This window comes from Dongia rigui (genome assembly GCF_034044635.1).
Lineage (GTDB): Bacteria > Pseudomonadota > Alphaproteobacteria > Dongiales > Dongiaceae > Dongia > Dongia rigui.
On record NZ_JAXCLX010000002.1, the window covers coordinates 706417 to 720279 of the forward strand.

12 protein-coding genes are annotated in these 13863 nt (G+C 62.5%); 8 read left to right on the plus strand and 4 right to left on the minus strand.

Annotation, left to right across the window (positions count from 1 at the left end):
• Positions 1-49 precede the first annotated feature (49 nt).
• Positions 50-2092, plus strand: coding sequence for an adenylate/guanylate cyclase domain-containing protein (locus SMD31_RS14860; RefSeq protein ID WP_320501682.1), 2043 nt, complete (start codon positions 50-52; stop codon positions 2090-2092).
• On the plus strand, positions 2089-2841 hold the full coding sequence (locus SMD31_RS14865) for an SDR family NAD(P)-dependent oxidoreductase (RefSeq protein WP_320501683.1): 753 nt from the start codon (positions 2089-2091) through the stop codon (positions 2839-2841). The genes SMD31_RS14860 and SMD31_RS14865 overlap by 4 nt, the downstream gene beginning before the upstream one ends.
• 117 nt (positions 2842-2958) lie before the next feature.
• On the opposite strand, the gene SMD31_RS14870 is transcribed toward SMD31_RS14865, so the two are convergent.
• From SMD31_RS14870 to SMD31_RS14885, 4 genes are all read right to left on the minus strand, one after another.
• Entirely contained in the window at positions 2959-4155 is a 1197-nt protein-coding gene (locus SMD31_RS14870; RefSeq protein ID WP_320501684.1) for a Gfo/Idh/MocA family protein, read from the minus strand.
• Positions 4156-4170: 15 nt separating this feature from the next.
• Positions 4171-5226: a sugar phosphate isomerase/epimerase family protein gene (locus SMD31_RS14875; RefSeq protein WP_320501685.1), complete on the minus strand. Its 1056-nt coding sequence runs from the start codon at positions 5224-5226 to the stop codon at positions 4171-4173.
• Between the two features lie 70 nt (positions 5227-5296).
• The gene (gene xylB, locus SMD31_RS14880) at positions 5297-6751 is read right to left on the minus strand and encodes a xylulokinase (RefSeq protein WP_320501686.1); all 1455 of its coding nucleotides are present in this window, start codon (positions 6749-6751) and stop codon (positions 5297-5299) included.
• A gap of 15 nt (positions 6752-6766) precedes the next feature.
• Positions 6767-7804: a LacI family DNA-binding transcriptional regulator gene (locus SMD31_RS14885; RefSeq protein WP_320501687.1), complete on the minus strand. Its 1038-nt coding sequence runs from the start codon at positions 7802-7804 to the stop codon at positions 6767-6769.
• 425 nt (positions 7805-8229) lie between these two features.
• Between SMD31_RS14885 and SMD31_RS14890 the strand changes: the two genes are divergently transcribed.
• The 6 genes from SMD31_RS14890 to SMD31_RS14915 all read left to right on the plus strand — a co-directional run bounded on the left by SMD31_RS14890 (position 8230) and on the right by SMD31_RS14915 (position 13841).
• A complete protein-coding gene (locus SMD31_RS14890) occupies positions 8230-9546 on the plus strand; it encodes an ABC transporter substrate-binding protein (protein ID WP_320501688.1) in 1317 nt (438 codons plus the stop codon).
• A gap of 69 nt (positions 9547-9615) precedes the next feature.
• Complete coding sequence (locus SMD31_RS14895) at positions 9616-10569, plus strand: carbohydrate ABC transporter permease (RefSeq protein WP_320501689.1); 954 nt, start codon at positions 9616-9618, stop codon at positions 10567-10569.
• Positions 10566-11522 carry a carbohydrate ABC transporter permease gene (locus tag SMD31_RS14900; RefSeq protein WP_320501690.1) on the plus strand — a complete coding sequence of 319 codons (957 nt, stop codon included), beginning with the start codon at positions 10566-10568 and terminating at the stop codon, positions 11520-11522. Before SMD31_RS14895 ends, SMD31_RS14900 begins: the two co-directional genes overlap by 4 nt.
• Positions 11523-11533: 11 nt before the next feature.
• Positions 11534-11728 carry a hypothetical protein gene (locus SMD31_RS14905; RefSeq protein WP_320501691.1) on the plus strand — a complete coding sequence of 65 codons (195 nt, stop codon included), beginning with the start codon at positions 11534-11536 and terminating at the stop codon, positions 11726-11728.
• 3 nt (positions 11729-11731) lie between these two features.
• Positions 11732-12829 carry an ABC transporter ATP-binding protein gene (locus tag SMD31_RS14910; RefSeq protein ID WP_320501692.1) on the plus strand — a complete coding sequence of 366 codons (1098 nt, stop codon included), beginning with the start codon at positions 11732-11734 and terminating at the stop codon, positions 12827-12829.
• Complete coding sequence (locus tag SMD31_RS14915) at positions 12822-13841, plus strand: ABC transporter ATP-binding protein (RefSeq protein ID WP_320501693.1); 1020 nt, start codon at positions 12822-12824, stop codon at positions 13839-13841. The genes SMD31_RS14910 and SMD31_RS14915 overlap by 8 nt, the downstream gene beginning before the upstream one ends.
• Positions 13842-13863: the final 22 nt, after the last annotated feature.

Genomic DNA, 13863 nt, shown 5'->3' on the forward strand with positions numbered 1-13863 from the left:
GTGAATTCAGACAAACGGGTGGGGCTTGCGGGGGCGGCGGAACGTCTTATTGGCATTGGCCGTTGCTGCGCTCATCGGTGCGGCTTCCTTCACCACATACGGCGTGGCGCTCGACCGCTTGTCGATCGATCTGCTGCATCTCATTCATCTCAAGGTCTTTGGCCCATCCAAGGTCAGCGACGAAATCGCCATCCTGGCGATTGATGAAGAGACCTATCGCGATGACCATTTCCGCAACCTGCCGCAGGCCCTTTGGACACCTGAGCTTGGCGACATATTGCAGGCAGTGCTCGATGCCGGACCCAAGGCGGTCGGCATCGACATTATCATCGGCACGACCGCGGACAGCATCAGCCCGGGCTATGATCGCCCCTGGTTGAAAGCGCTGCGGCGCGCCGCTGACGAGAACCGCATTGTGCTGGGGTTTGCCCAGAATCAGGGCCAACCCATTCTGCCGACCCAGCAGCAGCGCGTCGCCGTGCGGGATATCGGCAACGATTTCGTCAACCACGGCGCCGTCAACCCGCTCACCGATGCAGATGGGGTCGTGCGGCAGATGCCGCTGGCTTTTGCATCGGGCAAAGGTCCGGTACCGACATTGTCAGCCGGACTCTATGAAAAGGCGATTGGGGCGCCAGCCGCCGCCATGGCCGATCGTCCGCCCTTGCTGCTGAATTTCGCCGCGGCCAAGCGACCCTTGCTCTATTCCCTGGCCGATCTCGCCGCCTGCGTGGAGGCGCAGAACAGCGATTTCTTCCGCCAACAATTTGCCGGCAAGGTCGTCATCCTTGGCGGCATCCTTGACATTGAGGACCGCAAGCTGACCTCAAACAGGTTTGCAACGCTGCCGGAAGGGCAGCGCGACGAGCCGCGTTGCGTCAGAGAAGCCATCGGGCAGAAGTTCTTCTCCGGCTTCTCGCGCGATACGATCCCCGGGGTGCTCATTCATGCCGCTGCCGTCGACAACCTGTTGCATGGCAGCGCACTGACCCTGTTGCCGGCATGGCTGCGCGCCCTTGCGATCACGGCCATAGCCTTTGTGGCCGCGCTGATCTTCCTGTTCCAGAAGCCCAAGCGTGCGCTACCGATCTGGGTCGCGCTGGCGCTGGCGTGGTCGGTGCTCGGCGCATTGGCCTTCACCTATTTTCTTGTCCTGCCGCTCATCACCGGCCTCATCGCCATGTCGCTGGCGGGTCCCGCCGGGCTTGCCCTGCGCATGGGCAGCATGGATCGCTCGCGCCGGCAGTTGCGGCAGGCGTTTTCACTCTACCTTCCCAAGAGTGAGGTCGATCGGCTCGTGCGCGAGGAAAAGCTGCCGGCCTTGGGTGGTGAGTTGCGCGATGTCACCATCCTCTTTTCCGATATCGCCTCCTATTCGACCCTCTCCGAGCGCGTGGCACCGGGGCCGCTGGTCGACGAGCTCAACCGCTATTTCGGGCGCATGACGGATATCGTCCAGGCCCATGGCGGTTTCGTCGACAAGTTCATCGGCGATGGCGTGTTGGCAATCTTCGGCGCACCGCTGGCGCGGGAGAATGCGGCGGCCGACGCGGTGCGGGCGAGCCTGGCCATGATCCAGTCCTTGAAGGACGAACCGCTCTTCATCGGCGGAGATGGGCGCATTGCCATCCGCATCGGCCTCCATCGCGGCGAGGCGATCGTCGGCAATATCGGCTCGGCGCAGCGCTTCAACTATACAGTGATGGGCGACGCGGTGAATGTCGCCTCGCGCCTCGAAGGGGTCGGCAAGCATTACCACATTCCGATCGTCGTGAGCGAGCAGGTGCAGGAAGCGGCGGCGCGCGACTTTGCCTTCCGCGAACTGGATTTCATCCGCGTCGTTGGACGTGACCAGCCGGTGCGGCTATATCAGCCGCTGTCGGCTGACAGTGCGGCGACACTGGACCTGCCGGGTTTTGCGGTGGCCTTGGAACTGTGGCGCAAGGGGCAGTTCGTGGAGGCCGGCAAGGCCTTCGCGGCCCTCGCTGCCAAGGGCGACGAATTGGCGGCCCGCTATGTCAGCTGGGCGCAGACTTACGCCGAGACACCGATGTCGCATTGGGAAGGCATCATTCAACAGGGATCGAAATGACGAGCGATTTGAAGGGCAAGCGCGTGCTGGTGACGGGCGGGGCGACGGGCATCGGCGCAGCGATATCGCGCGCCCTGGCCGATGCCGGCGCGCTGGTTGCCGTCCATTATCATGCCGGCAAGGCGGCGGCGGACAGTCTGGTCGCCGAGAAGAAAGCCGTTGCTGGGTTCGGCGCTAACCTCGCCAAGGCGGATGCTTGCGTGGGATTGGTGAATGCGGTCGTGGCGAAACTGGGTGGGCTCGACATCCTCGTCAACAATGCGGGCGGCATGGTGGGGCGCAAGCCCTTGGCCGACATAGATGACGCTTTCATCGACGAGGTGTTCGATCTCAACGTGCGCTCGACGGTGCATTGCTGCCGCGCGGCGTTGGCGGCGTTCAAGGCACAGAAAAGCGGTGTCATCATCAATGTCAGCTCCGTCTCGGCCATCACCGGCGGCAGCCCGGGTTCCAGCATCTATAGCGGCGCCAAGGGTTTCATCTCGACCTTCACGCGCTCGCTGGCGCGGGAACTGGCCCCGGACGGCATTCGTGTGAACGCGGTCTCGCCGGGCACGATCCATACCGACTTCCATGTGCGGCACTCGACGCCGGAGAAGCTGGAAGCCACGCGCAAGACCATCCCGCAGCAGCGCCTGGGCACGGCAGAGGATTGCGCGGGGACCGTGCTCTACCTCGCCTCGGAGAACCTGTCCGGCTATGTCACCGGACAGGTCATCGAGGTGAATGGTGGCCAGTTGATGGTGTGAAACGCCCCTCACCCCGACCCTCTCCCCGCTATCGCGGGGCGAGGGAGTTCAATCGAACGCGGCCTTAAAGCCCCTCGCCCCGCTGGCGGGGAGAGGGGTGGGGGTGAGGGGGTGCACTCAAATCTTCGGCAGCTTCACCCAGGCGGCGTTGCGGGCCGACGACTTCACGGCCGCTTCGACGAAGGCGACGCCACGGGCGCCGTCGACGACGGTGGGGTACAGGACGGCCGGGTCAGCGCGGCGCCGGTTCCGGGCAGCGCGGATCGCGGCCGCGACTTCCGTATAGATATTGGCAAAGCCTTCGAGATAGCCCTCGGGATGTCCGGGCGGCACGCGGGTCATGCGGGCTGCCGCCGCATTGGCGGCCCCCGTGCCGCGCGAGATGACGCGCGTCGGCTCGCCAAAGGGCGACCACAGCAACTGGTTGGGATGTTCCTGATGCCATTCCAAGCCGCCCTTGGGACCATAGAGGCGCAGGCGCAGATTGTTCTCGTTGCCGGGGCTGACCTGACTGGTCCACAGCATGCCCTTGGCGCCGCCCTTGAAGCGCAAGAGGACATGGGCGTTGTCGTCGAGCTTGCGACCCGGCACAAAGCGCGACAGATCGGCCGCGAGTGAGTCGAGCGTAAGGCCGCTCACAAAGCAGGCGAGATTATAGGCATGGGTGCCGACATCGCCGAGCGATCCGCCGACCCCCGATTGTTTCGGATCGGAACGCCACGTCGCCTGCTTCTGGCCGGTCGCTTCAAGTTTCTCGGTGAGCCAGTCTTGCGGGTATTCGACCTGGATGACACGCAGCGGTCCCAGTTCGCCATCGGCCACCATCTGGCGGGCATGCCGCACCATGGGATAGCCGGTGTAGTTATAGGTGACCGCCAACAGCTTGCGCGCCTTCTTGGCGCGGCGCTGCAGGTCGAGCGCGTCTTTCAGCGTCGTCGTCATCGGCTTGTCGCAGATGACGTGAATGCCGGCATCGAGAAAGGCGCGGGCTGCCGGGGCATGGAGATGATTGGGCGTCACGATGGCGACGGCTTCGATGCCGTCTTCGCGTGCCGCTTCCCTTTGCGCCATGGTTTCAAAATCGCTGTAGATGCGATCGCGTGCCAACCCCAGGGCGGCGCCGGAGCGCTTGGCCTTGGCCGGTGTCGAGGAAAGGGCACCCGCCACGAATTCGAACTGGTCGTCCATGCGCGCTGCCAGCCGATGCACGGCGCCGATGAAGGCGCCTTCGCCGCCGCCGATCATGCCGAGGCGAATGCGATCCCCATTGACGCCTCTTGGGCCGCCTTTATCCTTGCTGCCTTCGATGGGCATGTCTCTTCCTCCCCCTTAAATGCCGAGCATGCGGCGGTTGGCGGCCTTGTCGGCACCGCCGCCGGCGAAATCGTCGAACGCCTTCTCGGTCACCCGGATGATGTGATCGCGGATGAAGATGGCGCCTTCACGGGCACCGTCTTCCGGGTGCTTCAAACAGCATTCCCATTCCATGACGGCCCAGCCCTTGAAATCATAGGCAGCGAATTTCGAGAAGATCGCGCTGAAGTCGACCTGGCCGTCGCCCAACGAGCGGAAGCGGCCGGCGCGGTTGACCCAGGTCTGATAGCCGCCATAGACGCCCTGGCGCCCGGTCGGGTTGAACTCGGCATCCTTGACGTGAAACATCTTGATGCGTTCGTGATAGATGTCGATGTAGTCGAGATAGTCGAGGCATTGCAGGATGAAATGCGACGGGTCGTAGAGGATGTTGCAGCGCGGATGGTTCTTCACGCGCTCGAGGAACATCTCGAAGGTGACGCCGTCATGGAGATCCTCGCCAGGATGGATCTCGTAGCAGACATCGACCCCGACCTTATCGAAGGCATTCAATATCGGCAGCCAGCGCTTGGCCAGTTCCTCGAACGCAGTGTCGGTCAGGCCCTTGGGGCGCTGCGGCCAGGGATACATGAAGGGCCATTCGAGGGCGCCTGAGAAAGTGACATGGGCGTTGAGGCCGAGATTGGCCGAGGCCTTGGCCGCCAGCATCATCTGGTCGACGGCCCATTTCTGCCGCGCCTTCGGGTTGCCCCGTACCTTCTGCGGTGCGAAACCGTCGAAGGCCTGGTCATAGGCGGGATGCACGGCGACCAACTGGCCTTGGAGATGCGTTGAAAGCTCGGTGATGGTGATGCCGTGACTCTTGGCGATGCCTTTGAGTTCATCGCAATAAGTCTTCGATTTCGCGGCCTTCTCCAGGTCGATCATGCGCGCGTCCCAGCTTGGCACCTGGACGCCTTTGAAGCCCAGTGACGCGGCCCATTTGCAGATCGAGTTGAAGGAATTGAACGGTGCCTTGTCCCCGGCGAACTGCGCCAGAAAAATGGCTGGTCCCTTGATGGTCGTGGCCATGATCGTCTCTCCCGGTTTGGCGCCTTGTTGCCGGCGCATTGGTGGCGATGGTGATCAGAAAACTCGGCTGTCAGGCAACTTCCTTAAGATGCGGATAAAGCTGGCGATAACGCTGATGGTTGGCTGCATAGGCATCTCGCAAGATCGGATCTGGCTGGATCGTCTTGCCGCGCGGCGCCTTGTGACAGACATCCCCGGGCGCCTCACCCGTCGCCGCCAGCCGGCCCAGCCGAGCGGCACCGAACGCGCCGCTGACATCGGCGCCGGTGATCTCAGCCAACGGCAGGTCGAGCACATGGGCGATGATGGCGCGCCACAGGGGTGAGCGCGCACCGCCGCCGATGATGTCCGCGCTGCTGACATGCGTGCCGGCGCCTTTTAAAGCATCAAGGCAATCCTTGAGGGCGAAGGCAACGCCTTCCATCACGGCTTGAACCAAAGCGGCCCGATCCGTCTCGTGGGAGAGGCCGATGAAAGCGCCGCGGATGCGCGCGTCGTTATGCGGCGTGCGTTCGCCAGAGAGATAGGGCAGGAACAAGACGTTGCCGGGCCGCACCGGATTCTCGGGCATGCCCGCCAGCAATTGCCCTTCCGACGTGCCAAGGGTATCCGCGAGCCAGGCAAAGCAGGAGGCGGCCGACAAGATGACGCCCATCTGGTGCCAGGTCTGCGGCAGGCAATGGCAGAAGGCATGCACGGCTTTCCCTGGATTGGGCGCGAAGCCAGCCGTCGTCGCCCAGAGCACGCCAGAGGTGCCGAGCGAAACAAAGGCATCGCCCGCATGGATGGCGCCGAGGCTGACGGCGCCGGCGGCATTGTCACCAGCACCGCCGGCAATGACGGGGGCAGCCGTCATGTTCCAGCGCTTCTGCAGTTCCGGGCGCAGCCGGCCGGCCGGTGCCGAGCCTTCGACGAGGCGCGGCATGTGCTGGCGCGTCAGGCCGGTGGCAGCGAGGGCTGCGTCCGACCAGTCGCGCTTGGCGACGTCGAGCCACAGCGTGCCGGCGGCATCCGACATGTCTTCGGCATATTCCCCACTGAGCCGCAGGCGCAGATAGGCTTTCGGCAGCAGCACTTTGGCGATGCGGTCGAAAAGGGCCGGCTCATGCTTGCGCACCCAGAGCAGCTTGGGTGCGGTGAAGCCCGGCATGGCGATGTTCCCCGTGACACGGCGCAGATCCGGCCAGCGCGCTTCCATTTCGGCACATTCGGCGGCGGCGCGACCATCATTCCACAGGATGCAGGGGCGCAGGACCTGGTCCGCGGCATCGAGCAGGGTGGCACCATGCATCTGGCCGGAAAGGCCCAACCCGCGCACATCCGACATGGCCCCCGGGTGGTCGGCTGCCAGCCGGTCGAGTGCCTGCAACGTGGCCTGCCACCAGCCGGCGGGATCCTGTTCGGCGTGGGTGGGGGCGGGGCGGTTAACCGCCAGCGCCTCGCTGGCACTTCCCAGCACCCTCTGATCGGGGTCGACGAGAACGCATTTGACCGAGGAGGTGCCGAGATCGATGCCGATATACATGCGGTCTTCCGGTAATCAGGGCAGATTGTCACGAAGGAAGATATCGATGCGGATACGCTCCTGATCGTCGATCATAGGCTGGCCCGTCGCATAGGCAAGCAGGACGCGCGCCGCCGAGCGGGCCTCATGCCCGGCGTCCTGGTTGATGACCGCATCCATGCTGCCCTGCAGGAGGAAGCGGCGCGAGAACTCGGTGAGTTCATGCGCGACGAAGATGATATCGCGCGCCCGGCCGGATTCCTCCAGCGCCTCGACGATGCCGCGATTGCCGGCGCCGATGCTGTAGATGGCGGCAAGGTCCCTGTGATCGGCGAGCAGGCCCGCCGCCAGCGCCTTGCAGCGCACGGCGTTGTCATTCCCTTCCAGCGCTGGCAACGGCGCAAGATTGCGATAATCGGCGCCGATCACCTGCTGGAAGCCGAACAGGCGCTCGGCGTGATCGCGCAGTGAAAGGCTGCCGGCGATGAGGCCGAGCTTGCCCTTGCGACCGCCGGCGAACCGGCCGATCAACGTCCCGGCCGTCCGGCCGGCCGCAGAGTTATCGATGCCGATGAAGCGGTGGCGCTTGGAGCCCGGCATATCCGACACAAGCGTCACGACATAGACACCGTTCTCCACCAGCGCATTGATGGCATCGCGCACGGCGGGGTGATCGAGTGCCACGACCGCAACACCATGGTAACGCCCGATCAGCCCGCGCAAGGCGTCAGCGAGCACGATGGGGTCGAACACGTCAACGCGCAGCATGTCACCAAAAGCGCTCTGATCGCCGAGCCAGTCCAGCGAGCGGTCGACCTGGGCCGCCAGCATGGACATGAAGGTGTTGGTGCCGGTCGGCAGCACGAAGCAGAAATTGAAACGGATGCCCCGCGCGAGACGAACGGCTGCGGGATCGGGCCGATAGCCGAGCTTCACCAGGGCCAGTTCCACGCGCTCGACGGTCTTGGCGCTGACGCCCGGGCGGCGGTTGAAGACGCGGTCGACGGTGGCAAGGCTCACCTGCGCATGTTCGGCGACATCAACCAGAGTAGGGCGGCGAGGATGATCATTCATGATCAGCGCAAGGTGACCTCAATTGTTGAGGGGCGCAACGCAAAAATTGAGGTAAAATGGCTGAGCAGCGCCAATTTGTTCAGGTGAGGTGTGTTTATATTGTTTAGTAAGATTGGCGCGAGCCGGCTGTCATTGAGTAATGTTTCGCTGGTGCAAAAAGATTAACGACAATAATGCTGCGCTGCACCAGCCAATTTTCGCGAGAATCGCTGCGAAGCACGCTTGCCGTGTTTAGTGTTTTGACGTATCACTGAACACCACGGCCGAGGCACTAAACACCTCAGAACAAGACTCGTGCCGCGACGCATCAAGAACAAGATCGCTTGAAGATCAGCAGAAATGCCCAGACGCGCGGGGAGCGTGGAATGGGCCCTCCAGCAACAGGGTGCCTGGGGGAACGGATGCAACATTGGGAGGAAACCGGAATGAAAAAGCTCCTTGCCTGCACTGGCGCGTTGGCGGCCCTTATGGCCCTCGCGCCCGTTTCGAACGCGAAGGCCGCCGATCTCACGCTGTGCTGGGCGGCCTGGGATCCAGCAAACGCACTTGTCGAATTGTCGAAAGACTTCACCGCGCAGACCGGCACGGAGATGAAGTTCGAATTCGTGCCATGGCCGAACTTTGCCGACCGCATGCTCAACGAGCTCAATTCGGGTGGCAAGCTGTGCGATCTCCTGATCGGCGATTCACAATGGATCGGCGGCTCGGCGGAAAACGGCTATTACGTGAAGCTCAATGATTTCTTCGACAAGGAAGGAATCAAGATGTCGGACTTCGCGCCGGCAACCGTCTATGCCTATTCGACCTGGCCCAAGGGCACGCCGAACTATTGGGCGCTGCCGGCGATGGGCGACGCCAATGGCTGGTTCTACCGCAAGGACTGGTTTGCGAACCCGGACCTGCAAAAAGAATACAAGGCCAAGTACAATCGCGACCTCGCGCCGCCCAAGACCTGGGACGAGTTGAAGGAAACGGCGGAGTTCTTCCAGGGCCGCGAGATCGACGGCAAGAAAGTCTATGGTGCGGCGATCTTCACCGAGCGTGCCTCGGAAGGCATCACCATGGGTGCCACCTCGGCGCTCTATCCATACGGCTTCAAATACGAGAACACGCCGGGCAAGTATGACATGGAAGGCGCCGTCAATTCCGCCGATGCGGTTGCCGGCCTCGAAATGTACAAGGCGATCTACAAGTGCTGCACCCCTCCGGGCTATACCGACAGCTATATGGGTGAAGGCCTCGACGCGTTCAAATCCGGCCAGGTGGCCATGATGATGAACTGGTTCGCCTTCATGCCCGGTATGGCCAAGGACGAGAATGTCGGTTCGAAGACCGGCTTCTTCGTGAACCCCAGCGCTAAGGTTGCGGCCTCGACGCTGGGCGGGCAGGGCATCTCGGTTGTCGCCAATACCGACAACATGGATGGCGCTCTCGCCTACATCAAATGGTTCGCCCAGCCAGAGGTGCAGAAGAAGTGGTGGTCGCTGGGTGGCTATGCCTGCCATAACGCCGTGCTGAACGACCCGGGCTTCAAGGACTCGCAGCCCTTCGCGGCGCAGTTCCTGGAAGCAATGGGCGGCGTGCAGGATTTCTGGCAGGAGCCTTCCTATGCGCAGTTGCTGCAGGCCATGCAGAAGCGACTGCACGACTATGTGGTGGCCGATCAAGGCACGGCCAAGGAAGCGCTGGACGGTTTGATCCAGGACTGGACCGCCATCTTCAAGGAAGAAGGCAAGCTGTAACGACCTGCTAACTTCGTAACGGCGTCTCCGACATTCCCGCCGGAGACGCCGCTTCTTCCAGAGAGACTCATGCCTGATATCGAAGCAATTGCAGATCGCGCAGCTTCTGCGACGCCGCAGGGTGTTGCCAAGGTGGTGCGCGGCCTTTCGGACCGGTCCATCGCCTGGCTGTTCGTGGCGCCAACGATGGTACTGCTGCTGGCGATCAACATCTTTCCGCTGATCTGGACCGTCTATCTGTCCTTCACCAACTACGCCTCGAACCGGCCAAACCGCCCGGTGGTGAATGTCGGCCTCAAATGGTACCAGGATATCCTGAGTTCGCCCGAGGTCTGGGCGGCGATGCAGGCGACGGCGCATTTCGTGTTCTGGACGATCCTGTTCCAGACCTTGATCGGTTTCAGTCTCGCCTATCTTATCGATCGGAAATTCCGCGGCCATGCCTTCTGGACGACCATCATCCTCATTCCGATGATGCTGTCGCCGGCTGTGGTCGGCAATTTCTGGAAGTTTCTCTATCAGCCGCAGATCGGCCTCTTCAATTACGTCGTCTCGTTCTTTACCGGCATCCCACCATCTTCCTTCGAAATGCTGGGTTCAGTGACGCTGGCACCCTGGGCGATCGTCATCGTCGATACCTGGATGTGGACGCCCTATGTCATGCTGATCTGTCTTGCTGGCTTGCGCTCCATTCCGGATTACATCCTTGAAGCGGCCGAAGTGGATCGCGCCTCGCGCTGGCAGCAATTCTGGTCCATCACGCTGCCGATGGCGCTGCCCTTCATCATGCTGGCGGTGCTGTTCCGCGGCATCGAGAACTTCAAGATGTTCGACATGGTCATGCTGCTGACCGGCGGCGGGCCGGGATCGACCACCGAGCTCGCCTCGATCGCCTTGAAACGGCAGGCATTTGAGGCCTATCGCACGGGATACTCCTCGGCCTTTGCCATCATTCTGTTCGTCGTCGTCTTCGGCCTCGCCAATGTCTATGTGAAGGCCCTCAACAAGGTGAAGCAGAGATGAGCGGCGCCTCGACCACTGCCCATTCCGTCGTCGAGCCATCGGCCAATTCGAAGCGGCTGGCCGGGTTCTTCGTCATCCTCTATGCCATCGTCTCGATGGTGCCGCTGGCCTGGATTTTTGCCACCGGCTGGAAGACGCCGCCCGATTCCATTTCCTATCCGCCCAAGGTCGTCTTCAATCCGTCGCTGGAAGGGTATTGCAATCTCTTCACCACGCGCACGCGGCAGACCAACGAATATATTGCCGCACTCGGCCCGCCCACCGGACAATGCGATGAGGTGACAAGGCGGCGCGAGATGGTGATCGCCGGCGCCTCGAACTACCTGCCGCGCTTTGCCAACTCGCTCATCATCGCTTTCGGCTCGACTTTCCTCGCGGTTTCGCTGGGGGTCTTCTCGGCCTATGCGTTCTCGCGCTTCAAGATCCCGCTGGCCGACGACCTGCTGTTCTTCATCTTGTCGACGCGCATGATGCCGCCCATCGCGGTCGCCATCCCCATCTACCTGATGTACCGGGCCCTGGGCCTATCTGATTCGGCCCTTGGTATGATCCTGCTCTATACCGCGGTGAATGTGTCGCTGGCGGTCTGGCTGCTCAAAGGGTTCATTGACGAGATCCCGCGCGAATACGAAGAGGCGGCCATGATCGACGGCTACACACGCCTCCAGGCCTTCTTCAAGGTGGTCCTGCCGCAAGCCGCGACCGGGATTGCCGCTACCGCGATCTTCTGCATGATCTTTGCGTGGAACGAATATGCCTTCGCCGTTCTGCTGACCTCGGGCGAGGCGCAGACGGCACCGCCCTTCATCCCCACCATCATCGGCGAGGGTGGCATGGATTGGCCCGCGGTCGGTGCCGGTACCACGCTGTTCCTTATACCGATCGTCGTCTTCACCGTGTTGCTGCGGAAGCACTTGCTGCGCGGCATCACCTTCGGCGCGGTGCGCAAATGAGTCCGGAACCCATGACCAAGATCCAGCAAAGGCGCTGGCCGCGTTGGGCCCGCCGCGGCCTCATGGAGAATGTCGCCATCGCGCTCATCCTCATCGGGGTGGTCATGCTGGTGCAGCCTTTTTCGATCACGCTTTACGGCTGGTCATTCATCACCGTGCTGACCGGCGTGGTGATGTTCACCATCGTCAGCAAGTTCCCGGAGTAGGTCATGGCTGAGATCCGGGTCGAAAATCTGCACAAGTCATTCGGCGAATTCGCTGCCGTGAAGAATTCCAACTTTACCGTGGCGGATGGCGAGTTCTTCGTCCTCCTCGGGCCGTCCGGTTGCGGCAAGACCACGACCTTGCGCATGATCGCCGGGCTGGAATTGCCGACATCGGGGCGAATCCTGCTGGGCGGCGACGACGTCACATTCAAGCGGGCGGCCGAACGCGACATCGCCTTCGTCTTCCAGTTGTTTGCGCTTTATCCGCACATGAATGTGCGGGACAACATCGGCTTCTCGCTGAAATGCCAGGGCTTCAAGAAGGCCGAGATTCGCCGCCGCGTCGACGAGGCGGGGCGCATCCTGCGCATCGAGCATATCCTCGAGAAATCAGTGTCCGGCCTTTCCAGCGGCGACCGGCAGCGCGTCGCCCTGGGGCGCGCCATCGTGCGCGAGCCGATGTGCTTCCTGATGGATGAGCCCCTGGGGGCGCTCGATTCCGAGTTCCGGCATTTGATGTGCGGCGAGTTGCGCGGGCTGCACAACCGTCTGAAGGCGACCACGGTCTATGTCACCCATGACCAATTGGAGGCCATGTCGATGGCCGACAAGATTGCCGTCATGAATGCCGGCCTGGTTGAACAGTTCGGCACGCCGCAGGAAATCTATCAGCGGCCGGTCAGCATGTTCGTGGCCGATTTCATCGGTTCGCCGCCGATGAATTTCCTGCGCTTCGAGAGTGGCCTCGCCCGCGGCTCGGCCGAGGCGCGCCTCGGCGATGCCGTCATCCAGATGCCGGCGGTGCATGAGGATGTGGCGCCGTCCAAACTGGTGCTGGGGGTGCGCCCCGAACATATCCGATTTGACGACGCCTCGCCGTTGCGCGGCGCCGTCTATGGCGCGGAGTATCTGGGGACGACGCAGGTTGTCACCATCGATACCGAGTTCGGCCAGGTTAAGGCGCGCACCAATTCGCATATCCAGGTGGCGCCGGGCGCCCATGTCGGATTGCGCCTCAATCCCGATCGTTTGTCGCTGTTCCATGGCGACGGCGGTCGAGCCGTCAACACCGCTTTGTTCGAAGGAGGTTTCCATGGCTGAAATCCGCCTGGAGGCCGTGACAAAAAGGTTCGGCGACACAACCGCCGTGGCGAATGTGGATTTGACCGTCCAAGACGGCGAGTTTGTCGTTCTCCTCGGCCCGACGGGGGCCGGCAAGACCACGACCCTGCGCCTGATCGCAGGCCTTGAGAAGCCGGACGAAGGGCGCCTCTATATCGGCGGGCGCGATGCAGCCCCCCTGTCGCCGGCCGAGCGCGATGTTGCCTTCGTCTTTCAGCAGTACTCGCTCTATCCGCATCTCAGCGTCTACGAGAACCTCGCCTTTCCGCTGCGTTCGCCGGTGCGTCGGCGTGACGAGGCGACGATCCGCAAGACCGTCGAGCGAGTCGCAAGTATGCTGCGCATCGAGAAGAAGCTGCAGAACCGCGCCACGCGCCTGTCAGGCGGTGAGATGCAGCGTGTCGCCATCGGCCGCGCCCTGGTGCGCTCACCCTCGATCTATCTGATGGACGAGCCGCTCTCCTCGCTGGACGCCAAATTGCGCTCCGACATGCGGTTGGAATTGCAGCACATCCAGCGCGATCTCGGCGCCACCATGCTTTACGTGACCCACGACCAGATCGAGGCCATGACCATGGCGACACGGATCGGCGTGCTGGATCACGGGCGCCTGGTGCAGGTGGGCACGCCGCGTGAGATCTATGAGGCGCCACGCAATGTCTATGTGGCGACGCGGCTCGGCATGCCATCGATCAACCTGTTGCCGGCGGCGGCCTTTGCCGGCCAGCCGATGCCACCGGGTGCTGCCACCATCGGCGCCCGCACGGAGCACGTGGTGGTGGGGCGTACGACACAAGGTCGCAGTGCTGCTGCCAAGGTTGACTGGATCGAGCATCTCGGCGACCAGAACCATCTGCATTTGAGCCTGGGTGAGCACAAGCTGGTGACATTGGTCGATCCGGACATGGCTCTCTCAGTCGGCGATGCCGTCGATCTCAGCCTTAAAGGCGCGCTCTATTTCGGCGCCGATGGCGAACGGATTGCGGCGTGAGCGTCGGGAAATGGAATGATTG